This is a genomic window from Streptomyces sp. NPDC059256 (assembly GCF_042753785.1).
GTDB lineage: Bacteria > Actinomycetota > Actinomycetes > Streptomycetales > Streptomycetaceae > Streptomyces.
Window position 1 is genome coordinate 63,506 of sequence record NZ_JBHYZO010000008.1, and the last position, 18,222, is coordinate 81,727.

Here is an 18,222-nt window from a genome sequence, read left to right on the forward strand (position 1 = left end):
GTGGCCGAGTCCCGCCCGCCGGCCGCTCCCCAACTGGTGGTCGTCGGCAATCCGGCCAACCGACGTGTCGTCCTCTTCCGGGAAGCCGCACGGCGTGCCCGGCTGCCCGAGGTACGGGTGGTCCCTTGGATCGACGTGCTGCGCGGGCGGGCTCGGTTCCACGCCGACGAGTGGGTGCGGCTGGATTCGCCGGGCGAGGACGCCGAGGTGGAGAAGGCCCTGCGTGGCGTCGACGATCCGACCCGGGTGGAGGGCACAGCCCGTTGGTACCAGCGCTTCACTGCCGCGGTGCACGAGGTATCCGCCATCGCGAGCGCCGCGGGTGCCACCTTGCTCGACGACCCTGCCGATCTGGCGGTCCTGTTCGACAAACGACTCTGCCACGGGGTGCTCTCGACCGCAGGACTCGCCGTACCCGATTCGCCGACCTCCGGTGCCGATGGACCCCCCGTCCACGGCTGGGCGGACGTCAGGGCCCTCCAGCAGAGCACCGGCCTGCGCCGGATCTTCATCAAACTCGCCCACGGTTCATCGGCGTCCGGCGTACTCGCCGTGGAGACCGCGAGCGGCGGTCGGGTCCAAGCGACCACCTCGGTCGAACGTGACGACTCGGGTCGGCTGTACAACTCGCTGAGGGTGCGCCGCTACCGGACGGAAGGGGAAGTGGCGGCGCTGGTCGACACCTTGGCTCCGGACGGCCTGCACATCGAGCGTTGGGTCCCCAAGGCATCCCAGGACGGGCGGACCGCAGATCTGCGGGTCGTCGTCACCGCCGGCCGCGCCACGCACGCGGTCGTACGGACCAGTCGCTCCCCCATGACCAATCTCCACCTCGGCGGCGCCCGCGGCGATCTGGCCGCGGCACGCATCGCCGTCGAGAGGGCGGGCGGGGAGTGGGCCGGGGCGCTGCGACTGTGCGAAGAGGCCGCGTCCGCCTTCCCCGGCTCACTGCGGGTCGGGGTCGACCTCCTACCCGCATCGGACTGGCGGAGCTTTTCCATCGGTGAGGTCAACGCCTTCGGTGATCTACTGCCCGGTCTGACCGGTCTACCCGGTAGCGGGGCCGAGTCCGAGGACACCTACGGCGCCCAGCTCACCGCCGTGCGGATGCGCTGCGCAACCCGCTCCCGGCCCACCGACACCGTCGACGAACCACCGGCGCCCACCACAACGGTGTCGCGCAACACAGCGCCCCGTAGGACGAGGAACCACCGTGCCCACGCCTGACACCGCCGTCGTACCCCCACCCGTACCCCCCGCGAGCGCGGAAGGCGCCGCTCGGCCCGACGACCCGGACATGAACGACGTCGTCGGACGCGACGACATCCTGTTCCTGACGTTGGACACCCTGCGCCATGATGTCGCCGCCGAACTCTGTGCAGCGGGCCGCACACCCCATCTCGCCCGCTTGCTACCGGGCGGCACCTGGCAGCGGCGACACGCCCCCGGGAACTTCACCTACGCGTCCCACCAGGCCATGTTTGCGGGGTTCCTCCCGACGCCTGCCGAGCCCGGCCCCCATCCGCGGCTCTTCGCCGCCCGCTTCGCCGGGAGCGAGACGACCGAGCGGCGGACGTTCGTCTTCGACGCGCCCGACCTCGTCTCCGGGCTCGCCGGAGCCGGGTACCGCACGGTGTGCATCGGTGGCGTCGGCTTCTTCAACCAGCAGGGGCCGCTCGGCTCCGTGCTGCCCGGCCTGTTCCAGGAGAGCCACTGGGAGCCGGAGTTCGGGGTGACCTCGCCGGTGTCGTTCGAGGCCCAGATCGAGCGCGCCGAAGAGGTGGTCGCGGCCCTGTCGCCCGATCAGCGCCTGTTCCTCTTCATCAATGTCCCCGCACTGCACCAGCCCAACTGGTTCCATCTGCCGGGCGCCACCGAGCAGTCCGGGGACACCCGCGAATCCCATGCCGCGGCGCTGGAGTACGTGGACCGTCACATCGGGCGGCTGTTCACGACGGTTCGCAGCCGCCGCCGTTGCTTCGTCATCATCTGCTCCGACCATGGCACCACCTACGGCGACGACGGCTACACCGGCCACCGCCTCGGCCACGAAGCCGTCTGGACCGTGCCGTACGCCCACTTCTTCCTTGAGTCCGACGAGGCACCCGCATGAGCACTCCCCTGGTCACACCCCGCCCCTACCAGAGTTATGTCTACGCCTATCCGCACAAGACGGCCTACCGCAGGCTCGCCGAGCATCCCCGTCTGCGCGACGCATGGGCGGCGGAGCCGACCGACGCCCTCTCCCTCTATCTGCACATCCCGTTCTGCGAGATCCGCTGCGGCTTCTGCAATCTGTTCACCCGCATCGGCGCTCCCGACGAGCTCACCACCCGTTACCTCGATGCGCTCGACCGCCAGGCGACGGCGGTGCGCGACGCCTTGGGCGACAGCGCGCCCGTGCGGTTCGCTGCGGCAGCGTTCGGCGGTGGCACACCCACCTTCCTCACCGCGGGAGAGTTGGAGCGGCTCTGCGACATCGCCGAGAAGCGCATGGGGGCCGAACTGGCAGCGATACCCCTGTCCGTGGAGGCATCCCCTGCCACGGCCACCGCGGATCGACTCGCCGTACTCGCGGAGCGCGGCACAACGCGGCTCAGCATCGGCGTCCAGAGCTTCAGCGACTCGGAGGCGAAGGCGGCCGTCCGTCCACAGCGCCGGGCCGAGGTCGAAGCCGCTCTCGGCCGCATCCGGGACGCGCGCATCCCCGTGCTCAACATCGATCTGATCTACGGCATCGACGGTCAGACGGAGGACAGTTGGCGTCACTCGCTGGATGCGGCGCTCGCCTGGCGGCCCGAGGAGCTCTACCTCTATCCGCTGTACGTCCGGCCCATGACCGGTCTCGACCGGCGCGGCCCCACCGGCACGGGGCAGGCGAGCGACCCACACCCACCGGGGCACCTGAACGGCGACGCCGCCTGGGACGAGCAGCGGCTCCGGTTGTACCGCCAGGGCCGCGACCATCTTCTCGACCAAGGCTATGAGCAGGTGTCGATGCGTATGTTCCGCCGTCCCGACGCGCCCCATCAGGGGGCGGACGACTACGCGTGCCAGACCGACGGAATGATCGGACTCGGCTGCGGAGCCCGTTCGTACACCTCCGAGTTGCACTACTCCTTCGACTACGCGGTGCGGCCCGGTGAAGTGCGTTCCATCATCGACGACTACACGCGGACCGAGAACTTCGACCATGCCGAGTTCGGCTACCGCATCGACGGGACGGAGGCACGTCGTCGCCATCTGTTGCAATCGCTGCTCCAGGCGGAGGGCATGGACACGGCCGACTACCGGGAGCGGTTCGGGTGCGATCCCGTCGATGACTTCGCCGCCGAGTTGGGCCGCTTCGCCGCACTCGGTTGGTTGGAGAGCGGAACGCCCGGGCGGATGAAGCTCAGTGCGGAAGGGCTGGCGCACTCGGACGCGCTGGGGCCGGAGCTCTTCTCCCCGGCGGTTCGCACGGCCATGGCGGAGTACGAGTCCAAATGAGCGGTCCGATGGATCTGACCCTGCTCTACCGGGGTCCGCTGGCCTCCTGTGACTACGACTGCCCCTACTGCCCGTTCGCCAAGCGCCGCGACACCCCCCAGCAACTGCGCACCGACCGGGCTGCGCTGGAACGATTCACCACCTGGGTGTCCCAGCAGGGCGACGATCGGCTGTCGGTCCTGTTCACACCCTGGGGCGAGGGTCTGGTGCGCTCCTGGTACCGGCGCGCCCTCGTCGAACTCTCCCAACTGCCACAGGTGCACAGGGTGGCGATCCAGACCAATCTCAGCTGCCGCACCGATTGGCTCGCCGAAGCGGACCTCACCACCCTTGCGCTGTGGTGCACCTACCACCCGGGGCAGACCCCCTACGAGCGGTTCCTCGGCAAGTGCGAGGACCTGGCCGGGCTCGGCGTCCGATTCAGCGTGGGCATCGTCGGCGTACCGGAGCACCTCGACCATGCGCGAGAACTGCGCGCAGCCCTGCCCGATCACGTCTACCTCTGGGTCAACGCGGCGGAGGGACACACGTACACGGACGCCGAAGCAGCGCAGTGGACGGAACTCGACCCTCTCTTCGCCTACAGCCGCCGTGCGCACCGATCGGTCGGGCTGCCATGCCGGACCGGGGAGTCCGTCGTGTCCGTCGACGGCGACGGCACGGTACGGCGCTGCCACTTCGTCCCCGCGGAGTTGGGCAACCTCTACGACGGCTCCTACCGCGAGGCGCTGCGCCCGCGCCCGTGTCCCCTCGCGGTGTGCGACTGCCACATCGGATACGTCCACCTGGAGTCGCTGCCCTTGTACGACGTCTTCGCCGGAGGGGTGTTGGAGCGGATCCCGGCCTCGCCCGCCCCGGGGCGACGGCCTCCGGGCCGGGCGATCCTGCGTTCGCGGGATGCCGATGCCGGGCCGCCTGCCGGACAGACCAGGTGACCGTGGCGGCCCGGTGCAGGGACCACTCCGCAGTCGGGACCGCAACGGAAAAGGTGGAGGACCTGTTCCATGGTCGGAGGCCGGGCGGTGGGGGCGGGTTACAGGGGCAGCAGATCGGGGCGCTTGGCCTCGATGTGGTCGCCCGAGCTCTCGCCGCGGAGCCTGCGGCCGATCCAGGGCGCCAGATGCTCGCGTGCCCAGTAGATGTCGTCCCGCCGCACCTCCAATGTGCCGCGTCGCGGTAGTGGGGGCCAGGGCTGGTCCGGGTCGTTGGTGACGTCGAGTCCCAGCACCTGGGCGGCGCGCACCGCGACCCTGGCGTGTCCGTCGGGCGACAGATGCAGCCGGTCGGTGTCCCAGGCGCGACGGTCCTGGACGGACTTCAAGGACCACAGGTCGAGTACCGGACAGCCGTGTCGGTCGGCGATCGCCCGAACGTGCGCTGTGTACGTGGCGACCTTGCCCCGCAGATGGCGCAGTACCGGCATCCCCCGGGTGTCGAAACCGGTGGTCACCATGACCGTGCCCACCGCGTCGGTGAGGTCGGCAACCGCCCGTTCCAGTCGCTCGGCGACGTCGTCCGGGTCGCTGCCCGGCCGGATGATGTCGTTCCCTCCGGCACAGAACGTCACCAGGTCCGGGGCGAGTTCCTTCGCGCGGGGCACCTGTTCGGCGACGATCTGGTCGAGGAGTCTGCCGCGCACGGCGAGATTCGCGTAACGGAAGGTGTGTTGCGGCATTCGGTCACCGAGAAGCGCGGCGAATCGATCCGCCCAGCCGATGAAGGTTCCGTCGGGTGCCGGGTCCCCGACCCCTTCCGTGAAGCTGTCGCCGATCGCCGCGTACGACGCGAATGTATTCATGCTCCCTGTTCCCGAATCGCCTGCCACGACCACTCATCTTGTCCTCCGCGATGTGACCTACGCGACCGTAAGGAGAGGTTGACGCCGGGTGATCTATGCCACCAGGAAAAGGGCGCATCCCTGGGAATGCGAGGAAGTCCCCGTTTCGCGGCTGCGAAACGGGGACTTCCTCGTGCTGGTGGTGCCGGGGGTCGCACGCGACCTCCGGCACCGGGTCAGGGCGACTCGATCAGAGCGAGACGCCGTGCTGACGCAGGTACGACACCGGGTCGACGTCGGAGCCGTAGCCGGGGCTGGTGCGGATCTCGAAGTGGAGGTGCGGACCACTGGAGTTTCCGGTGGAACCGACCGCGCCGATCTGCTGTCCACCGCTCACGCTCTGCCCCGAGGAGACCGAGAGGGAGGACAGGTGTGCGTACTGCGAGTACTTGCCGTCGGTGTGCTGGATGACGACCTCGTTGCCGTAGGCGCCGCTCCAGCCTGCCGAGACGACGGTGCCGGGGCCGACCGAGCGCACGATGGTGCCGGTGGCGGCAGCGAAGTCGATGCCGGTGTGGTAGCCGCTGGACCACATGGCGCCCGAGACCTTGTAGGAGGTGCTGACACCGACCGCGGAGAGCGGGCTGGCCCAGCCGGAGCCGGTGGCCTCGCTGGAGGACTCGGCGGCGGTGGAGGTCTGGGCGGCGGACGACTGGGCCACCGGGGCCTCATCGTCCTTCTTGACCTCGGCCTCGACCTTGGCGGGACGCTCCTGCTTCGGCTCGACCTTGGCGGGACGCTCCTGCTTCGACTCGGCGGCAACCTTGGGCTTGGCCGGCGCGACGGGCTTGCTCTCAGCCGTCTTCGACTCGGACGTCTTGGACTCGGCGGCGGACGCGCCACCGATGGTGAGCTTGAGGCCGGGGTGGATCAGTGAGGGGTTCTCGCCGACCGCGTCACGGTTGTCGGCGTAGAGCTGCTGCCAGCCACCGTCGACCCGGTGCTCCTGCGCGATCTTGGAAAGGTAGTCGCCCGCGACGACCCGATAGGTGACCTGAGTGGCCACCCGCTCGGCGGGCGCCGTCGCGGGTGCGGTGGTGGTGGCGGCCGAGGCGACCACGGGTGCCGCGACGGGGGCGGTCTGCTCGGCGGCGAAGGCGTTCGTGGCGCCCATCAACGGAAGGGCGATGGCTGCGCCACCGGTGCCGGCGGCAACGATTCCCCGGGTGATGGTGCTGGTCCTGGTACGGCGGTGCTTACCCTTTGCGGGCATGGCGCATTTCCTCTCCGGCGCCTACGAGGTGAGCTGTCGGGTTCGAGCTGGAGATGCCCGGCCGCACTTCTGCGCGACTTCACCCCAAGCCGTCCGGAAATCCGGATCGGCGTACTACCTGGGTCCCCCGCTCCTGCCACGCGTGGATGTGGATGAATTCCGGGCGGCGGCAGGATTAGGCGATCCGTCCGGAGTTCCGTGACCGTAATCGAGCCCTCTTCAGGCAAACAAGCCGGGCCCTTTTCTGATCAATGACAAAGGTCACGACGGGGGGAATTTCCCGTAACACTCCGTGGAAGGCGATGTGGCAACTCCCGCCGCCCCGTCGGGAATCCTCTGCGGTGCGCCGCAACTGAGGGTCACCACTATGATCCCGCTCACGAGCGGGCCCTCAGCCACTCGACAGGCAGGACATCCAACCACCGAAGTACCCAATTCGGACAGAAGCAGCCCGGGCGTCCCTCACAGGTAATGGGTGGAACAATCAGTTCCCAACAGAGATCACACAAAATGATCATCTGATGAGCGAATGTCGTATCGTCGAGAACACGCCAATGTCGGCGAGCGGCGCCGACGGCAGTGACCCTCAGGAGCCTCTGTGACGCAGCAGCTGCCGCCGCAGGTCCCGTCCATCGAGCCGGAACTGACCGGAGTACGGAACTTCCGGGACGTCGGCGGCCTGCCGGCCCTGGACGGACGTCGGGTGCGACATGGGCGGCTGTTCCGCAGCGGTCATCTGGCCCATGCGACCGGAAGCGATGCCGCGTTCCTGTCCTCGCTGGGACTGCACACGATCTTCGATTTCCGCAATGAGGCGGACATGCTGCTCGACGGTCCGGACATTCCCCTCCAGGGCGTGCGCAACCTCAATCTCCCGCTCAGTGACCCTGCGGACGGCGCGGAGTTCTGGCAGATGGTGCGCGACGGAGACATCGAGCAGTTGCGGTCCATCCTGGGGGACGGCCAGGCCGCGGCACGGATGTCCGACTCCTATCAGAGGATCATCACGGAACGCACCGGCGAGCACAGCAGGGTCCTGCACGCTCTCGCCGAGGACAGCGTTCCCGCGCTGATGCACTGCGCCGCGGGCAAGGACCGCGCCGGGCTCTCCATAGCCGTGTCGCTGCTGGCGGTCGGCGTGGAGCGGGACGCGATCGAGGCGGACTACCTCAAGTCCAACGACCCGCACCGGCGATACCGGGTGCACCGCAGTGATGCATCACCGGCCGGGATGTCGCCCGAGGTGATGGAACTGCTCAGTCCGCTCTTCGACGCGCGCAGGGAGTACCTCCACACCGCGTTCGCGACCATCGACCGGACGTGGGGCGGGACGGAGCGGTACCTCACCGAGGGGCTGGGGATCACTGCCCGGACACGGGAGCAGTTGCGCGACCGACTGCTCGACGAGGTCTGACCCCAGGGCGGGCGGCGAACCTGACGGCCGTGGGCACGGGCCATGGCCGGCTTGACGCCCGCGGCGGTCACTGCCGGCCTGTGCAGGCGTCCGCCTCGATGACCGGTCGCTACTTGGCGCCCATCTCGAAGAGGAGATAGAGGAAGCCGGCGAAGACATGGCCGGCGATCAGATAGGCGAAGAGGCGCACCCAGATGCCACGGGGGAACCGTCCGTTCTCCTTGCCCTTCCTGACCACGGCGGCGTTGTCGGTCACCGAGGTGCTTTCGGGTGCGACGGTGTTCTCAGGTGCGGTGGGGTTCTCTGACATGGCGGTCCTCTCGACTTCCGGTCTTGGTGGGCTCGTCCCGCGTGCTGGGGATCGCTCCGGGCGGGCGCTCGGCTGGATCAGACGTGCGGATAGAGGTCGGGACTCTGGAGCAGGGTGTGGACGAACAGCATCTCCGCGCCTTCACGGGTGGCCGCTGCGATCCGGTGGGGAGTGAGCGAGTCGTAGTGAGCGCTGTCTCCCGGCCCCAGTTCGTGCACGGCTTCCCCGAGGCTGAGCCGAAGGCGCCCGTCCAGGACGTACAGCCATTCCTCGCCCGGGTGGACCCGCACCAGTTCGCCCTGGGCGCCGTAGGGAACCACCAGTCGCAGGGGTTGCATCGCCCGCCCGGGCGTCCCCACCTGGTGATAGGTCCAGCCGTCGGCCACGGCGGGCTCGCGAACGCCGGCCCTGATGACCGGGTCGCGCTCGGGTGCGAGTTCGCCGAGCAGCTCGGCGATGGTCGTACCGTAGATACGGGCCAGGGAGAGCAGCATCGGCAGCGAGGGCTGACGGCGGCCGGTCTCCAGACGGGACAGGTGCGCGGGCGACAGTCCTGCGCGCTGGGCAGCCGCTTCGAGGGTGAGCCCCCGTCTGCGACGCAGGTCCCGCAGTTGCGGCGCCACGTCCGGCAGCTCGGCCGGCGGCTCCCCGACCCGGGTTCGAAGGTCCGGGGGATGGCCCCCGGGAGGACTCTGCATGGGTCCATTGCGCCAGGAAAGTACCTCTGAGGCAAGTTTCGTGCCTCAAAGGCAAAATCCCAGCTCAGCGGTTGGCCACGGCCTGCTTGACCAACGTCCTGCCGAAGTCCCACATCAAGCCGCCGCCGGCGTGTGCGTCCTCCATGACCGCGGTGAAGCCGGCCAGGAATCGATCCACCTCGCGTTCGCCGATCGTCAGCGGCGGAATCAATTTGATCACTTCCATCCGGTCCCCTGAGACCTGGGTCAGGATCCGGTGCCGTTCCAGCAGCGGGACGGCCACCATCTGGGCGAACAGCCCCTTGCGGGCCGCTTGCAACACGGTCCAGCGGCTGCGCAGCGCCAGGGATTGGGGACGCCCGAACTCGATTCCGATCATCAGCCCCCGCCCTCGTACCGCATGGAGGAACTCATATCGGTCCACGAGGGCGGCCAGCCGGGACCGCAGGAGGTCACCGGTCGCCCGGGCGTTGGCGACGATCTGTTCGTCCTCGATGACCGAGAGGACCGCGAGACCGGCCGCCATCGCCTGTGCGTTGGAGCCGAAGCTGGCCGAGTGGACCAGCACCCGGTCCATGGAGGAGTAGACCTTCTTGAAGATCCAGTCCCTGCCGATCGTGGCCCCCACCGGCACATAGCCGCCGGAGAGCGCCTTCGCCACACAGATCAGATCGGGCTCCACCCCTTCCTCGTGCTGATGGGCGTAGAAGTCCCCGGTCCGCCCCAGACCGGTCTGCACCTCGTCGACGATCAGGAGCGCCCGGTGCCGGTGGAGCAGTTCCTGGGCTGCGTACAGGAAGCCCGGCGGGCACTCGTGGACACCCTTCCCCTGGATGGGTTCCACGATGAGGGCGGCCACATCGCCCGTGCGGAGCTCCCGCTCCAGGGCGTCGAGGTCGCCGAGGGCGATGGGAGTGTCGGGCAGGAGCGGGGCGAAGCCCTCCCGAAAGCCGGACTCTCCGTTGACGGAGAGGGAGCCGGTGGTCAGTCCGTGGAAGGCGTGGTCGCAGTAGAGGATGCGAGGGCGTCCGGTGGCGTACCGGGCGAACTTCAGGGCCGTTTCCACCGCCTCCGTACCGCTGCTCCCGAAGAACACCCGGTCCAGATGGGGGCTGTGGGCGAGGAGCTTCTCGGCGAGCAGCCCGGGCAGGGGCGGGCAGTCGAAGCGGGTCAGGTCCGCCAGTGAGGCGTCCAGCACATCGTGCAGTGCCTGCCGGACGACGGGATGGTGGCGACCGAGTCCCATCACCCCGAAACCGGCGAGCATGTCGAGGTAGTCCCGTCCCTCCGCATCCCAGAAGTACGCGCCTTCGGCCCGTTGGTAGACCTTGTCGAATCCGATGGTCCGCAACATGCGCGGGAGTTGTGGGTTGAGGTGGCGCTCGTGCAGCGCGTAGCGTTCGGCGCCGCGTGCGGCGAGCAGGGCCGTGAGGTCGAAGCCGGCGGGGCCCGACCCGTTCGCCGAGGACAGCGGATCGGTCATGGGTTGTTCTCCTTGACTGCCTGCGCCGCGGTGACGGGAAAGAGTTCTGGCCAGGTCGGTGCGACGCCTTCCCCCTGGTCCTCGGCAGCACCGTGTGGTGGTGACCGACGGGTCCGACCGCGCGAGTCCACAACGGAGAGCAGTCCTTGGGGACGGTCCCGGTGGGGTTGGCTCGCGCGGCCGGCCAGCTATCCGCGGTTTCCGGACATCGTTTCGCGCGCCGCGCGCAGGGATTCCTTCAGCGAGCCCATGGTGGCGAGCACGGCCGTGGGCTCATAGCCGCAGTGGGCCATGCAGTTGGCACAGCGCGGGTCCTTGCCGCGGCCGTACTTGCTCCAGTCGGTCTCCTCGACGAGTTCGCGGTAGCTGGGCACGTAGCCGTCGCTCATCAGGTAGCAGGGCCGCTGCCAGCCGAACAGCGAGTAGTTGGGAATCGCCCAGGCCGTGCAGGGGAAGTCGACCTTGCCCTCCAGGAAGTCCAGGAAGAGGGGCGAGTGGTTGAGCCGCCAGCGCCGGCGGTTGCCGTCGGCGAAGGACTTTCTGAACAGTTCGCGGGTCTGCTCGACGCCCAGGAAGTGCTCCTGGTCGGGCGCCTTCTCGTAGGCGTACGCGGGGGAGATCATCATCTCGTCGACCTGGAGGTCGTCGTTGAGGTAGTTCAGCACCTCGATGATGGTCTGAGGGGTGTCGGTGTTGAAGAAGGTCGAGTTGGTGGTGACGCGGAAGCCCCGGCGTTGGGCTTCCTTGATGGCCGCCACCGCCTCGTCGAACACTCCTTCCTTGGCCACCGATTCATCGTGCCGCTCGCGCAGTCCGTCGATGTGCACGGCGAAGGCGAAGTAGCGCGAGGGAGTGAACTTCTCGATCTTCTTGCGGAGCAGCATCGCATTGGTGCAGAGGAAGACGTACTTCTTCTTGGCCACCAACTGGCGCACGATTTCATCGATCTGAGGGTGCATCAGAGGTTCGCCGCCCGCGATCGAAACCATCGGGGCACCGGACTCCATCACCGCCCCGACCGCCTGTGCCACCGGCATGCGCTGCTTGAGCACACCGGCCGGGTGTTGGATCTTCCCGCATCCTTCGCAGGCGAGGTTGCAGGCGTAGAGCGGCTCCAGTTCGACGATCAGTGGGAACTTCTCCCGCCTGCGAAGCTTCTGTTCCAAGAGATAGGTTCCGACGCGGATGGTCTGACGGAGCGGCATGGCCATCTAGCTCACCTCCGGGGGAGCGGCAGAGAACGGTGCCATTCATGAAATGCAGGAAGTACGGCACGGAGAACACGGAAAGCTGATATTCCACCGCGCACCGTGCCAATACGGACCAGCTCATGCTCTGGAGCGTCCACGACCACCCGGACGGCCGCAACCGGACGGGGCCCGACGCGTAGGGCGGTACGCAGGGTGACCGCCGACTCCATGTCCACCGCGATCGCTCCCCCGGCGTGCAGGGCAGCCCTCTCGGGGCCGCGGACGACATGGGCGGAGCCGATGAGCACTCCCGTGTGGACCCGGCGTCCGGGAACCGCCCGGGCGAGCGCTTCGGCGAGGGTCGAGGTCTCGATGCAGAGGGTGCCGAGGTCGGTCACCGTGGTGTGTTCGCCGCCCCTGGTCCGGGTGGCCACCACCAGGTCACCGGGTCGCATGCCGGGTGCGAGCCCGGCGCAGAAGCCCGAGGCGATGACCGCCGCATCGCGCAGGGAGGGGTCGGCCAGCGCGGCGCCGAGGGCCCGCGCGGCGTTCCCCGGTCCCATTCCGGTCCGCAGGACGGTCGCCCGCCCCTGCGCACCACGTGCCCCGGTGCGCAGGGCCAGTCTCTCGATCGCCAGTGCACAGGCGATCAACAGGGGCCGGGAACCCGCCTGGTCCTGATCGCGCAGCTCTCCGTGCTCTGGGCCGCGCTCACGTTCCACCGGAGGACCGTTCGTCCTTCGGTCCGCACCGGCGTGTTGCGGTGCCCGGCCCTGGTCAGGGGGGTGTTGTGCCGGGCCCCGTGGGTCAGCCACGCGCATGCTCCGAGGCGAAGCCGGCGAGCACCGGTTCACCCCTGACGTAGCGTCCGAGCGCGGTCAGCGGAAAGACCTGGCGGTACAGGTGGTAGTTGATGGAGAAGTCCCAGGGGAAGCCCGTGCCGGTGAAGTACGGCTCGTCCCAGGAGCCGTCGGCACGTTGTGTTCCGGTGAGCCAGGCCACACCCCGCTCGACCGCCTTGTTCTCCCGCTCCCCCGCGGCCAGCAGGGCGAGCAGGGCCCATGCGGTCTGGGATGCGGTGGATGCCCCCCTGCCGACCCACTCCTCCTCGTCGTAGGAGCGCAGGTCCTCACCCCAGCCGCCGTCGTCGTTCTGTACGGATTCGAGCCAGCGCACCGCGCGCCGGATGGCAGGGTGGGCGGCGGACATTCCCGCCGCCATCAGCGCGGGCACCACCGAACCGGTGCCGTAGATGTAGTTGACGCCCCATCGGCCGAACCAGGCGCCGGTCGGCTCCTGTTCGGCGAGGAGCCAGTCGATGCCGCGGCGGGTACGGGGGTCGTCGGTCCTGCCTTCGTAGGCCAGCATCTCGACGACGTGGGCGGTCACATCAGCTGACGGCGGGTCGATGACTTCGCCGAAGTCGCAGAAGGGCAGCCGATTGGGGAGGGGGCTGGTGTTGTCCGCGTCGAAGGCGCCCCACGCCCCGTTCTTGGACTGCATGCCGAAGGTCCAGCGCGTCGCGCGGGCGATGGCGCCCTCGACCCGCACCGGGTCGGGGTGCCGCACCCGACGCAGGGCGAGGACCACCTCAGCGGTGTCGTCGATGTCGGGGTAGTTGTCGTTGTGGAACTCGAAGGCCCAGCCTCCGGGGGCCAGTTGTGGCCTCCGCACCGACCAGTCGCCGGGCCTGACCACCTCCTCGCCCAACATCCAGTCGGCCGCCCGGACCAGGGCGGGGTGATCGGGCGGCAGTCCGGCGTCCGCGAGTGCCACGGTCGCCAGGCAGGTGTCCCACACGGGCGACTGGCACGCCTCCACCATGCGGACGGGCCCACCTGCCTCGCCGTGCTCCTCGCGCCACACGGCGAAGCGGTCCAGGGACTCCAACCCGGCCCGCATGACGGGATGGTCGATGTCATAGCCGAGCAGATGGAGTGCGATCAGGGAGTAGACGGCCGGAGGCTGGATGCCGCCCCAGCATCCGTCGTTCTCCTGGCGTTCGACGATCCACCGTGCCGCAGCGTCCATCGCCGCTCGGCGCAGCCTCCTCGGAGCCACCTTGTGGTAGAGGTGCAGGGCCTTGTCCGCGCGCTGGAAGAAGCCGTCCCAACTGAGGGCGGCGGCCAGGGGACGTGGCGGGTTGGGCCGCCGGGCATCGGTGTGGAGTTCGTCCAGTGTGAACGGCGCCGGTCGGACCGGGCGCTTGGCCGAGACCACCGTGAGCGGCACGATGGTCTGACGGGCCCAGCAGCCGAAGTCGTAGATGTTCAGGGGGAACCAGCGGGGCAGGAAGATCAGCTCCGGGGGCAGTTCGGGCAGGTCGTCCCACTGCCACCAGCCGAACAGGGCCAGCCAGATCCTGGTGAACACACGGGCACCGGCGATCCCGCCGTGCCGTCGCGCCCATGCGGAGGCGAGCACCATATGGGGCTCGTCGGGCAGGTCTCCGGCCAGTCGGAGCGCCACGTACGCCTCGATGGTGGCGGACAGATCAGCCGGCCCCCGGTAGAAGGTGGTCCAGGCGCCGTCCTCGCGCTGCTCGGCGCGGATGTGCCGAGCGGCGGCCTCGGTGGTGCGGTCGTCCCTGACGCCGAGGAACTGCCGGAGCAGCAGGTCCTCGGCGTCCATCGTCACATTGGTCTCCAGGTCGCCCTTCCACCAGCCCTGGGCGTCCTGTCTGCTGAGCAGGTGCTCGACGGACAGTGCCACGGCCCGTCGTGCGTTCCCCAGCACGTCGTGGCCGCCGGGGTGCAGGGGCACGTGGACTTCGGTCATCTCGCCGGCCGCAGCCGCGTGGGCCCGCACGGGCCCACCGCTTCCATCGGTCGTCGCTGTCATGGCTTCCCCTTCGGTGCAGTGGTGCGCTGTGCTCTGCGGTGCTGGGGTTTCCGTCGGCCGGCGGGCGGTTCAGGTTCCGCTCACTGGTCGGCGACTGCCATGGATATGGGGGGCGGGGTGGGGATCATCTCTCTCGCGTCCTGCCGGACTATCGCTTCCGTACGACGACGAAATCGGCGAGCGCGGTCAACTGCGCCCTGATGTGGGTGGGCATGTCGACGCCTGCCAGTGCTTCGATGGCGACGGTGTGCTGACGGCGTGCCTCCTGTGCGGTCCACTCACGACCGCCCGCCTCCTCGATCAGTGCGGCCCTGGTGGCGAACTCCTCCTCGGAGAACGTGTCGAAGTCGTTGCTCTTGGCGTCCGCTGCGAGCAGTTCGCCGAGGCGCCTGGAGGCCGGGCCGCCCTCGGCGAGTGCCGCGACGACCGGCAGGGACTTCTTGCGCTGGCGCAAGTCGCTCCAGGTCTGCTTGCCCGTCGCATCGGGATCGCCCCAGATGCCCAGCAGGTCGTCGATGGCCTGGAAGGCAAGGCCGAGGTGGTACCCGTACGCCTCAAGGGTGTCGGCGGTGCGGTCGTCCGCGCCGCCGAGCACCGCGCCGATGGACACCGCGCAGGCGAGGAGCGCACCCGTCTTGTTGCCCTCCATCTCCAGGCACTCCTCGACGGTGACCCGCTCGCGGTGCTCGTACGAGATGTCCTGGGCCTGGCCGTCGATGAGCTTGCGGGTGGCGCTGGTCAGCCGCCGGGTGGCGCGACCGGCCTCCACCGTGCCGATCTCCAACAGCAGCTCATTGGCGAGGGCGAAGAGTGCGTCACCCACCAGGATGGCCTGGGCGGGCCCGTGGACCTTCCACACGGTGTCGCGGTGCCTGCGCTGCTCGTCGCCGTCCATCAGATCGTCGTGCAGCAACGAGAAGTTGTGCACCAGCTCCACGGCGACGGCGCCGGGAACACCGACCTCGGCCGGGGCTCCCGCGGCTTCCGCCGAGAGCAGGGCGAGCGCCGGTCGCACGGCCTTGCCGCCGTCCCCGACGGACGGCCGCCCCTCGGCGTCGATCCAACCGAAGTGGTACGAGGCAACGGTGTCCATGGGTGCCGCAAGGCGGTCCACGGCAGCGCGCAGTACCGGTGTCGACAGGGCACGTCCGCGCTCCAGGAGCGCGGCGACGTCCACGCCTGCTGCGGTGTCATCAGCCGGATTCGCCGAAGGCACAGTCGGCACGGTCTCTCCTCTTGTTCCGGTAAACGGGCTCACGCCGCCTCCTTGAGCGGATGTTCATGGGGGCGGCCGAGGTCCTGGAGGGCTGCGCCTGCGGCGGTGAATCCGCTGCGCACGGCGCCCTCCATGGTCGCGGGCCAGCCGGTGGCGGTCCACGCGCCCGCAAGGTACAGGCCGGGCGCACGGGTCGGCGCACCGGGCCGCAGTCTGCCGACGCCCGGAGTGGGGGCGAAGGTGGCCGTCCGCTCCCGGGTGACGAAGAAGTCCTCCACCCGGGCCTGCCGTGCGGGCGGCAGCAGCCGCTCCAACTCGGGCAGGTACCGGGCCCGCAGTTCGGCCACGGGTGCGTCGATCTCCTCCTGGGCCGCCGACTGGGAGATGGCCAGGTACTGGCCCTCCTTCACTCCGGCGGCCTCGGTGCGGTCGAAGACCCACTGCACCGGGGAGCCGAGCGCGGTGAAGAACGGCCGGCGCAGCACTTTGCGGTCGTAGCGGACGTGGATGTTGAGGATGGGCGCGGTGGCGATGTCGAGCAACCGGTCGGGGTTGGCGAGGGCTCCCTCGGGGAGCAGGGCGTGGGCCTCGCGCTGGGCGACGGCGAGCACCACGGTGTGGGCGTCGAGCCCCTCCCCGTCGATTTCGACGCGCCAGCCGCCGTCCCGGGCAGCCCTGATCTCACGCACCCGGGTCCCGGTCTCGACGCGCACGCCCGCCGACTCCAGCGCCTTGCGGGCGAGGGTGTCGTGCAGATCGCCGAGGGGCACCTGGGCCCAGCCGATGTCCGCGGCTCCGGGATCGGAGAGCAGCCCGGTCTTGAAGACCATGGCCGCAAGTCCCGTCGAGGCGTTCGCCGCGGTGGCGTTCAAGGTGGCCACGCCCACGAGGTCCCACAGGGCTTCGATGGCCCGGGGGGTCTGGCCGTGGCGACCGAGCCAGGTGGCGAAGTCGATGCCGTCGAGCTCGGGATCGGCGGGGTCGAGGCGACCGAGTGCGAGGGCGGCCCGGCCGACGCTCGCCCGCTCGGCGAGCGAGAGGTGCGGGTACGTCGCGAGGCTCGCGGCGAGGTGCAGGGGTACGGGCAGCGCGGACCTGCGCAGCCTGCCCAGCCGGGGCCCGGACGCTCGGCCCACGTCCAGTACGGGCACGTCCAGTCGGTCCTGGAGCGGTGCGAGGTGCGCGCCCTCGACCCGATCGAGGAACCAGCGGTAGGCGGTGCAGCAGCGCAGGTACACGTGTTGGCCGTTGTCGATGGTGAGGTCGCCGCGCTGGAAGGAGAAGGCGAGCCCACCAAGCCGAGGGCGGCTTTCGAGGAGGGTGACCCGCAGGCCCGCGTCAGCGAGTTGCAGGGCGGTGGTCATGCCGGCGAGACCGCCGCCGATGACGACCGCGTGCCGCCCGCTCGCGGCGTCGTCAGCTGGTGGTTCCTGACGGACATCGGTGGTGTTGTCGCTCATGCGGCCCCCCTGCTGCCCTTGGTCGCGGACCGAGCGTCGCCAGAGTGCCCCGGTGAGCAACGGGTCGGGGCGGGCTGCGCCCCTGCGATCCGGCCGATAGCCGCCGGATCGGATGGTGTCGCCTCGTGGATCATGGACGGCCCCGCAGTGTGTGGCGGCTGATGTGCCGGGTGTCCAGGCCGGAGAGTCCGCGCACGGCGACGTACGCCTTCTCCCGGCCCGGCAGGGAGACCCGACCGCGCAGGACTGCCTCCGGATCGCGTTCGATGCGGTCAAGCAGTCGCCGGTAGATGCCGGCCATCGCCGCGACGCACGCCCCGCTGCGCCGGTCCAGCATGGGAAGCAGCCGGTAGCCCTCGGCGAAGAGTGCGCGGGCGCGGCGGACTTCGTAGTGGATCAGCCCCGCGAAGTCGGAGCCGATGGGGGGCGTGGCCGTGGTGAAACCGGCCGAGCAGCCGAACTTGGCGAGGTCGTCGGCGGGCAGGTAGGTCCGTCCGTTGATGGCGTCCTCGCGGACGTCCCGGAGGATGTTGGTGAGTTGGAGCGCAAGGCCCAGGGTGTCCGCGTACTCGGCGGCCCGCTCGGTGCCCGGCGTGCCGGGCTGGGTGCCGAACACACCGAGGGAGAGCCGGCCGATGGCGCCTGCGACACAACGGCAGTAGACCTTGAGGTCGTCCCAGGTCTCGTAGGACTCCCCGCGCACATCCATCAGCACGCCGTCGATGAGTTCATCGAGGCCGTCGAGCGGCAGCGGGAAGCGGCGCGCGGTGTCGGCGAGTGCGACCGCGACCGGGTCGGTGTCGTCCTCGGCGACGTCCTCACGACGAATGCGGTCGAGCAGTTCCCGGGTGGCTTCCAGGCGCTTCTGCTTCTCGGTGGGGACGAGTGCGCCGTCGCCGATGTCGTCGACGCGCCGGGAGAACGCGTACAGGGCGGACATCGCCAGTCGCTTGTCGAGCGGCAGCAGTCTGATGCCGTAGGCGAAATTGCGCGCCTGCTGTCCGGTGACGGCCTCGCAGTAGCTGTACGCGGCCTGCACCGGGGCGGGCGCCCGTGTCAGTTGTTCCATGG

Annotated in this window: 16 protein-coding genes and 1 riboswitch; of the genes, 5 read left to right on the plus strand and 11 right to left on the minus strand. The window is 69.5% G+C overall.

Translation table 11 applies throughout. The features are described 5' to 3' along the window. The 4 genes from ACFXJL_RS19590 to ACFXJL_RS19605 all read left to right on the plus strand — a co-directional run bounded on the left by ACFXJL_RS19590 (nt 1) and on the right by ACFXJL_RS19605 (nt 4,424). Nucleotides 1–1,227, plus strand: coding sequence for an STM4014 family protein (locus ACFXJL_RS19590; RefSeq protein WP_384694065.1), 1,227 nt, complete (start codon nt 1–3; stop codon nt 1,225–1,227). Between the two features lie 70 nt (nt 1,228–1,297). Further along, nucleotides 1,298–2,113 carry an STM4013/SEN3800 family hydrolase gene (locus ACFXJL_RS19595; protein ID WP_384694408.1) on the plus strand — a complete coding sequence of 272 codons (816 nt, stop codon included), beginning with the start codon at nt 1,298–1,300 and terminating at the stop codon, nt 2,111–2,113. Continuing rightward, nucleotides 2,110–3,489, plus strand: a complete 1,380-nt coding sequence (locus ACFXJL_RS19600; protein WP_384694068.1) for an STM4012 family radical SAM protein — start codon at nt 2,110–2,112, stop codon at nt 3,487–3,489. Before ACFXJL_RS19595 ends, ACFXJL_RS19600 begins: the two co-directional genes overlap by 4 nt. 8 nt (nt 3,490–3,497) lie before the next feature. Beyond that, nucleotides 3,498–4,424, plus strand: coding sequence for an STM4011 family radical SAM protein (locus ACFXJL_RS19605; RefSeq protein WP_384694411.1), 927 nt, complete (start codon nt 3,498–3,500; stop codon nt 4,422–4,424). A 98-nt stretch (nt 4,425–4,522) separates the two neighbouring features. On the opposite strand, the gene ACFXJL_RS19610 is transcribed toward ACFXJL_RS19605, so the two are convergent. Beyond that, entirely contained in the window at nt 4,523–5,287 is a 765-nt protein-coding gene (locus tag ACFXJL_RS19610; RefSeq protein ID WP_384694071.1) for an SGNH/GDSL hydrolase family protein, read from the minus strand. 229 nt (nt 5,288–5,516) lie between these two features. Beyond that, on the minus strand, nt 5,517–6,539 hold the full coding sequence (locus tag ACFXJL_RS19615; protein WP_384694074.1) for a LysM peptidoglycan-binding domain-containing M23 family metallopeptidase: 1,023 nt from the start codon (nt 6,537–6,539) through the stop codon (nt 5,517–5,519). Between the two features lie 3 nt (nt 6,540–6,542). Further along, nucleotides 6,543–6,721: riboswitch (cyclic di-AMP (ydaO/yuaA leader) on the minus strand. A 416-nt stretch (nt 6,722–7,137) separates the two neighbouring features. On the opposite strand from ACFXJL_RS19615, the gene ACFXJL_RS19620 reads away from it, so the two are divergent. Further along, entirely contained in the window at nt 7,138–7,953 is an 816-nt protein-coding gene (locus ACFXJL_RS19620; protein ID WP_384694077.1) for a tyrosine-protein phosphatase, read from the plus strand. Between the two features lie 109 nt (nt 7,954–8,062). On the opposite strand, the gene ACFXJL_RS19625 is transcribed toward ACFXJL_RS19620, so the two are convergent. From ACFXJL_RS19625 to hpnD, 9 genes are all read right to left on the minus strand, one after another. Then, on the minus strand, nt 8,063–8,263 hold the full coding sequence (locus tag ACFXJL_RS19625; protein ID WP_358879274.1) for a DUF6126 family protein: 201 nt from the start codon (nt 8,261–8,263) through the stop codon (nt 8,063–8,065). 77 nt (nt 8,264–8,340) lie between these two features. Next, nucleotides 8,341–8,961: an XRE family transcriptional regulator gene (locus tag ACFXJL_RS19630; protein ID WP_329025094.1), complete on the minus strand. Its 621-nt coding sequence runs from the start codon at nt 8,959–8,961 to the stop codon at nt 8,341–8,343. A 64-nt stretch (nt 8,962–9,025) separates the two neighbouring features. After that, complete coding sequence (locus ACFXJL_RS19635; protein ID WP_384694082.1) at nt 9,026–10,444, minus strand: aspartate aminotransferase family protein; 1,419 nt, start codon at nt 10,442–10,444, stop codon at nt 9,026–9,028. A gap of 188 nt (nt 10,445–10,632) precedes the next feature. Next, nucleotides 10,633–11,655, minus strand: coding sequence for an adenosyl-hopene transferase HpnH (hpnH, locus tag ACFXJL_RS19640; RefSeq protein ID WP_358879276.1), 1,023 nt, complete (start codon nt 11,653–11,655; stop codon nt 10,633–10,635). Between the two features lie 5 nt (nt 11,656–11,660). Next, nucleotides 11,661–12,323 carry a 1-hydroxy-2-methyl-2-butenyl 4-diphosphate reductase gene (locus ACFXJL_RS19645; RefSeq protein ID WP_384694414.1) on the minus strand — a complete coding sequence of 221 codons (663 nt, stop codon included), beginning with the start codon at nt 12,321–12,323 and terminating at the stop codon, nt 11,661–11,663. Nucleotides 12,324–12,441: 118 nt separating this feature from the next. Then, complete coding sequence (gene shc / locus ACFXJL_RS19650; protein WP_358879277.1) at nt 12,442–14,475, minus strand: squalene--hopene cyclase; 2,034 nt, start codon at nt 14,473–14,475, stop codon at nt 12,442–12,444. A gap of 148 nt (nt 14,476–14,623) precedes the next feature. Continuing rightward, nucleotides 14,624–15,691, minus strand: coding sequence for a polyprenyl synthetase family protein (locus tag ACFXJL_RS19655; RefSeq protein WP_358879365.1), 1,068 nt, complete (start codon nt 15,689–15,691; stop codon nt 14,624–14,626). Nucleotides 15,692–15,729: 38 nt separating this feature from the next. Then, complete coding sequence (hpnE, locus tag ACFXJL_RS19660) at nt 15,730–17,211, minus strand: hydroxysqualene dehydroxylase HpnE (protein ID WP_384694086.1); 1,482 nt, start codon at nt 17,209–17,211, stop codon at nt 15,730–15,732. 70 nt (nt 17,212–17,281) lie between these two features. After that, a complete protein-coding gene (hpnD, locus tag ACFXJL_RS19665) occupies nt 17,282–18,220 on the minus strand; it encodes a presqualene diphosphate synthase HpnD (RefSeq protein WP_358879279.1) in 939 nt (312 codons plus the stop codon). Nucleotides 18,221–18,222: the final 2 nt, after the last annotated feature.

Coding starts and splice junctions, on each gene's coding strand:
- ACFXJL_RS19595 (WP_384694408.1), top strand. CDS start 1,298: ATGAACGACGTCGTCGGACGCGACGACATCCTGTTCCTGACGTTGGAC.
- ACFXJL_RS19600 (WP_384694068.1), top strand. CDS start 2,110: ATGAGCACTCCCCTGGTCACACCCCGCCCCTACCAGAGTTATGTCTAC.
- ACFXJL_RS19605 (WP_384694411.1), top strand. CDS start 3,498: ATGGATCTGACCCTGCTCTACCGGGGTCCGCTGGCCTCCTGTGACTAC.
- ACFXJL_RS19610 (WP_384694071.1), bottom strand. CDS start 5,287: ATGAATACATTCGCGTCGTACGCGGCGATCGGCGACAGCTTCACGGAA.
- ACFXJL_RS19615 (WP_384694074.1), bottom strand. CDS start 6,539: ATGCCCGCAAAGGGTAAGCACCGCCGTACCAGGACCAGCACCATCACC.
- ACFXJL_RS19625 (WP_358879274.1), bottom strand. CDS start 8,263: ATGTCAGAGAACCCCACCGCACCTGAGAACACCGTCGCACCCGAAAGC.
- ACFXJL_RS19630 (WP_329025094.1), bottom strand. CDS start 8,961: ATGCAGAGTCCTCCCGGGGGCCATCCCCCGGACCTTCGAACCCGGGTC.
- ACFXJL_RS19635 (WP_384694082.1), bottom strand. CDS start 10,444: ATGACCGATCCGCTGTCCTCGGCGAACGGGTCGGGCCCCGCCGGCTTC.
- hpnH (WP_358879276.1), bottom strand. CDS start 11,655: ATGGCCATGCCGCTCCGTCAGACCATCCGCGTCGGAACCTATCTCTTG.
- shc (WP_358879277.1), bottom strand. CDS start 14,475: ATGACAGCGACGACCGATGGAAGCGGTGGGCCCGTGCGGGCCCACGCG.
- hpnD (WP_358879279.1), bottom strand. CDS start 18,220: ATGGAACAACTGACACGGGCGCCCGCCCCGGTGCAGGCCGCGTACAGC.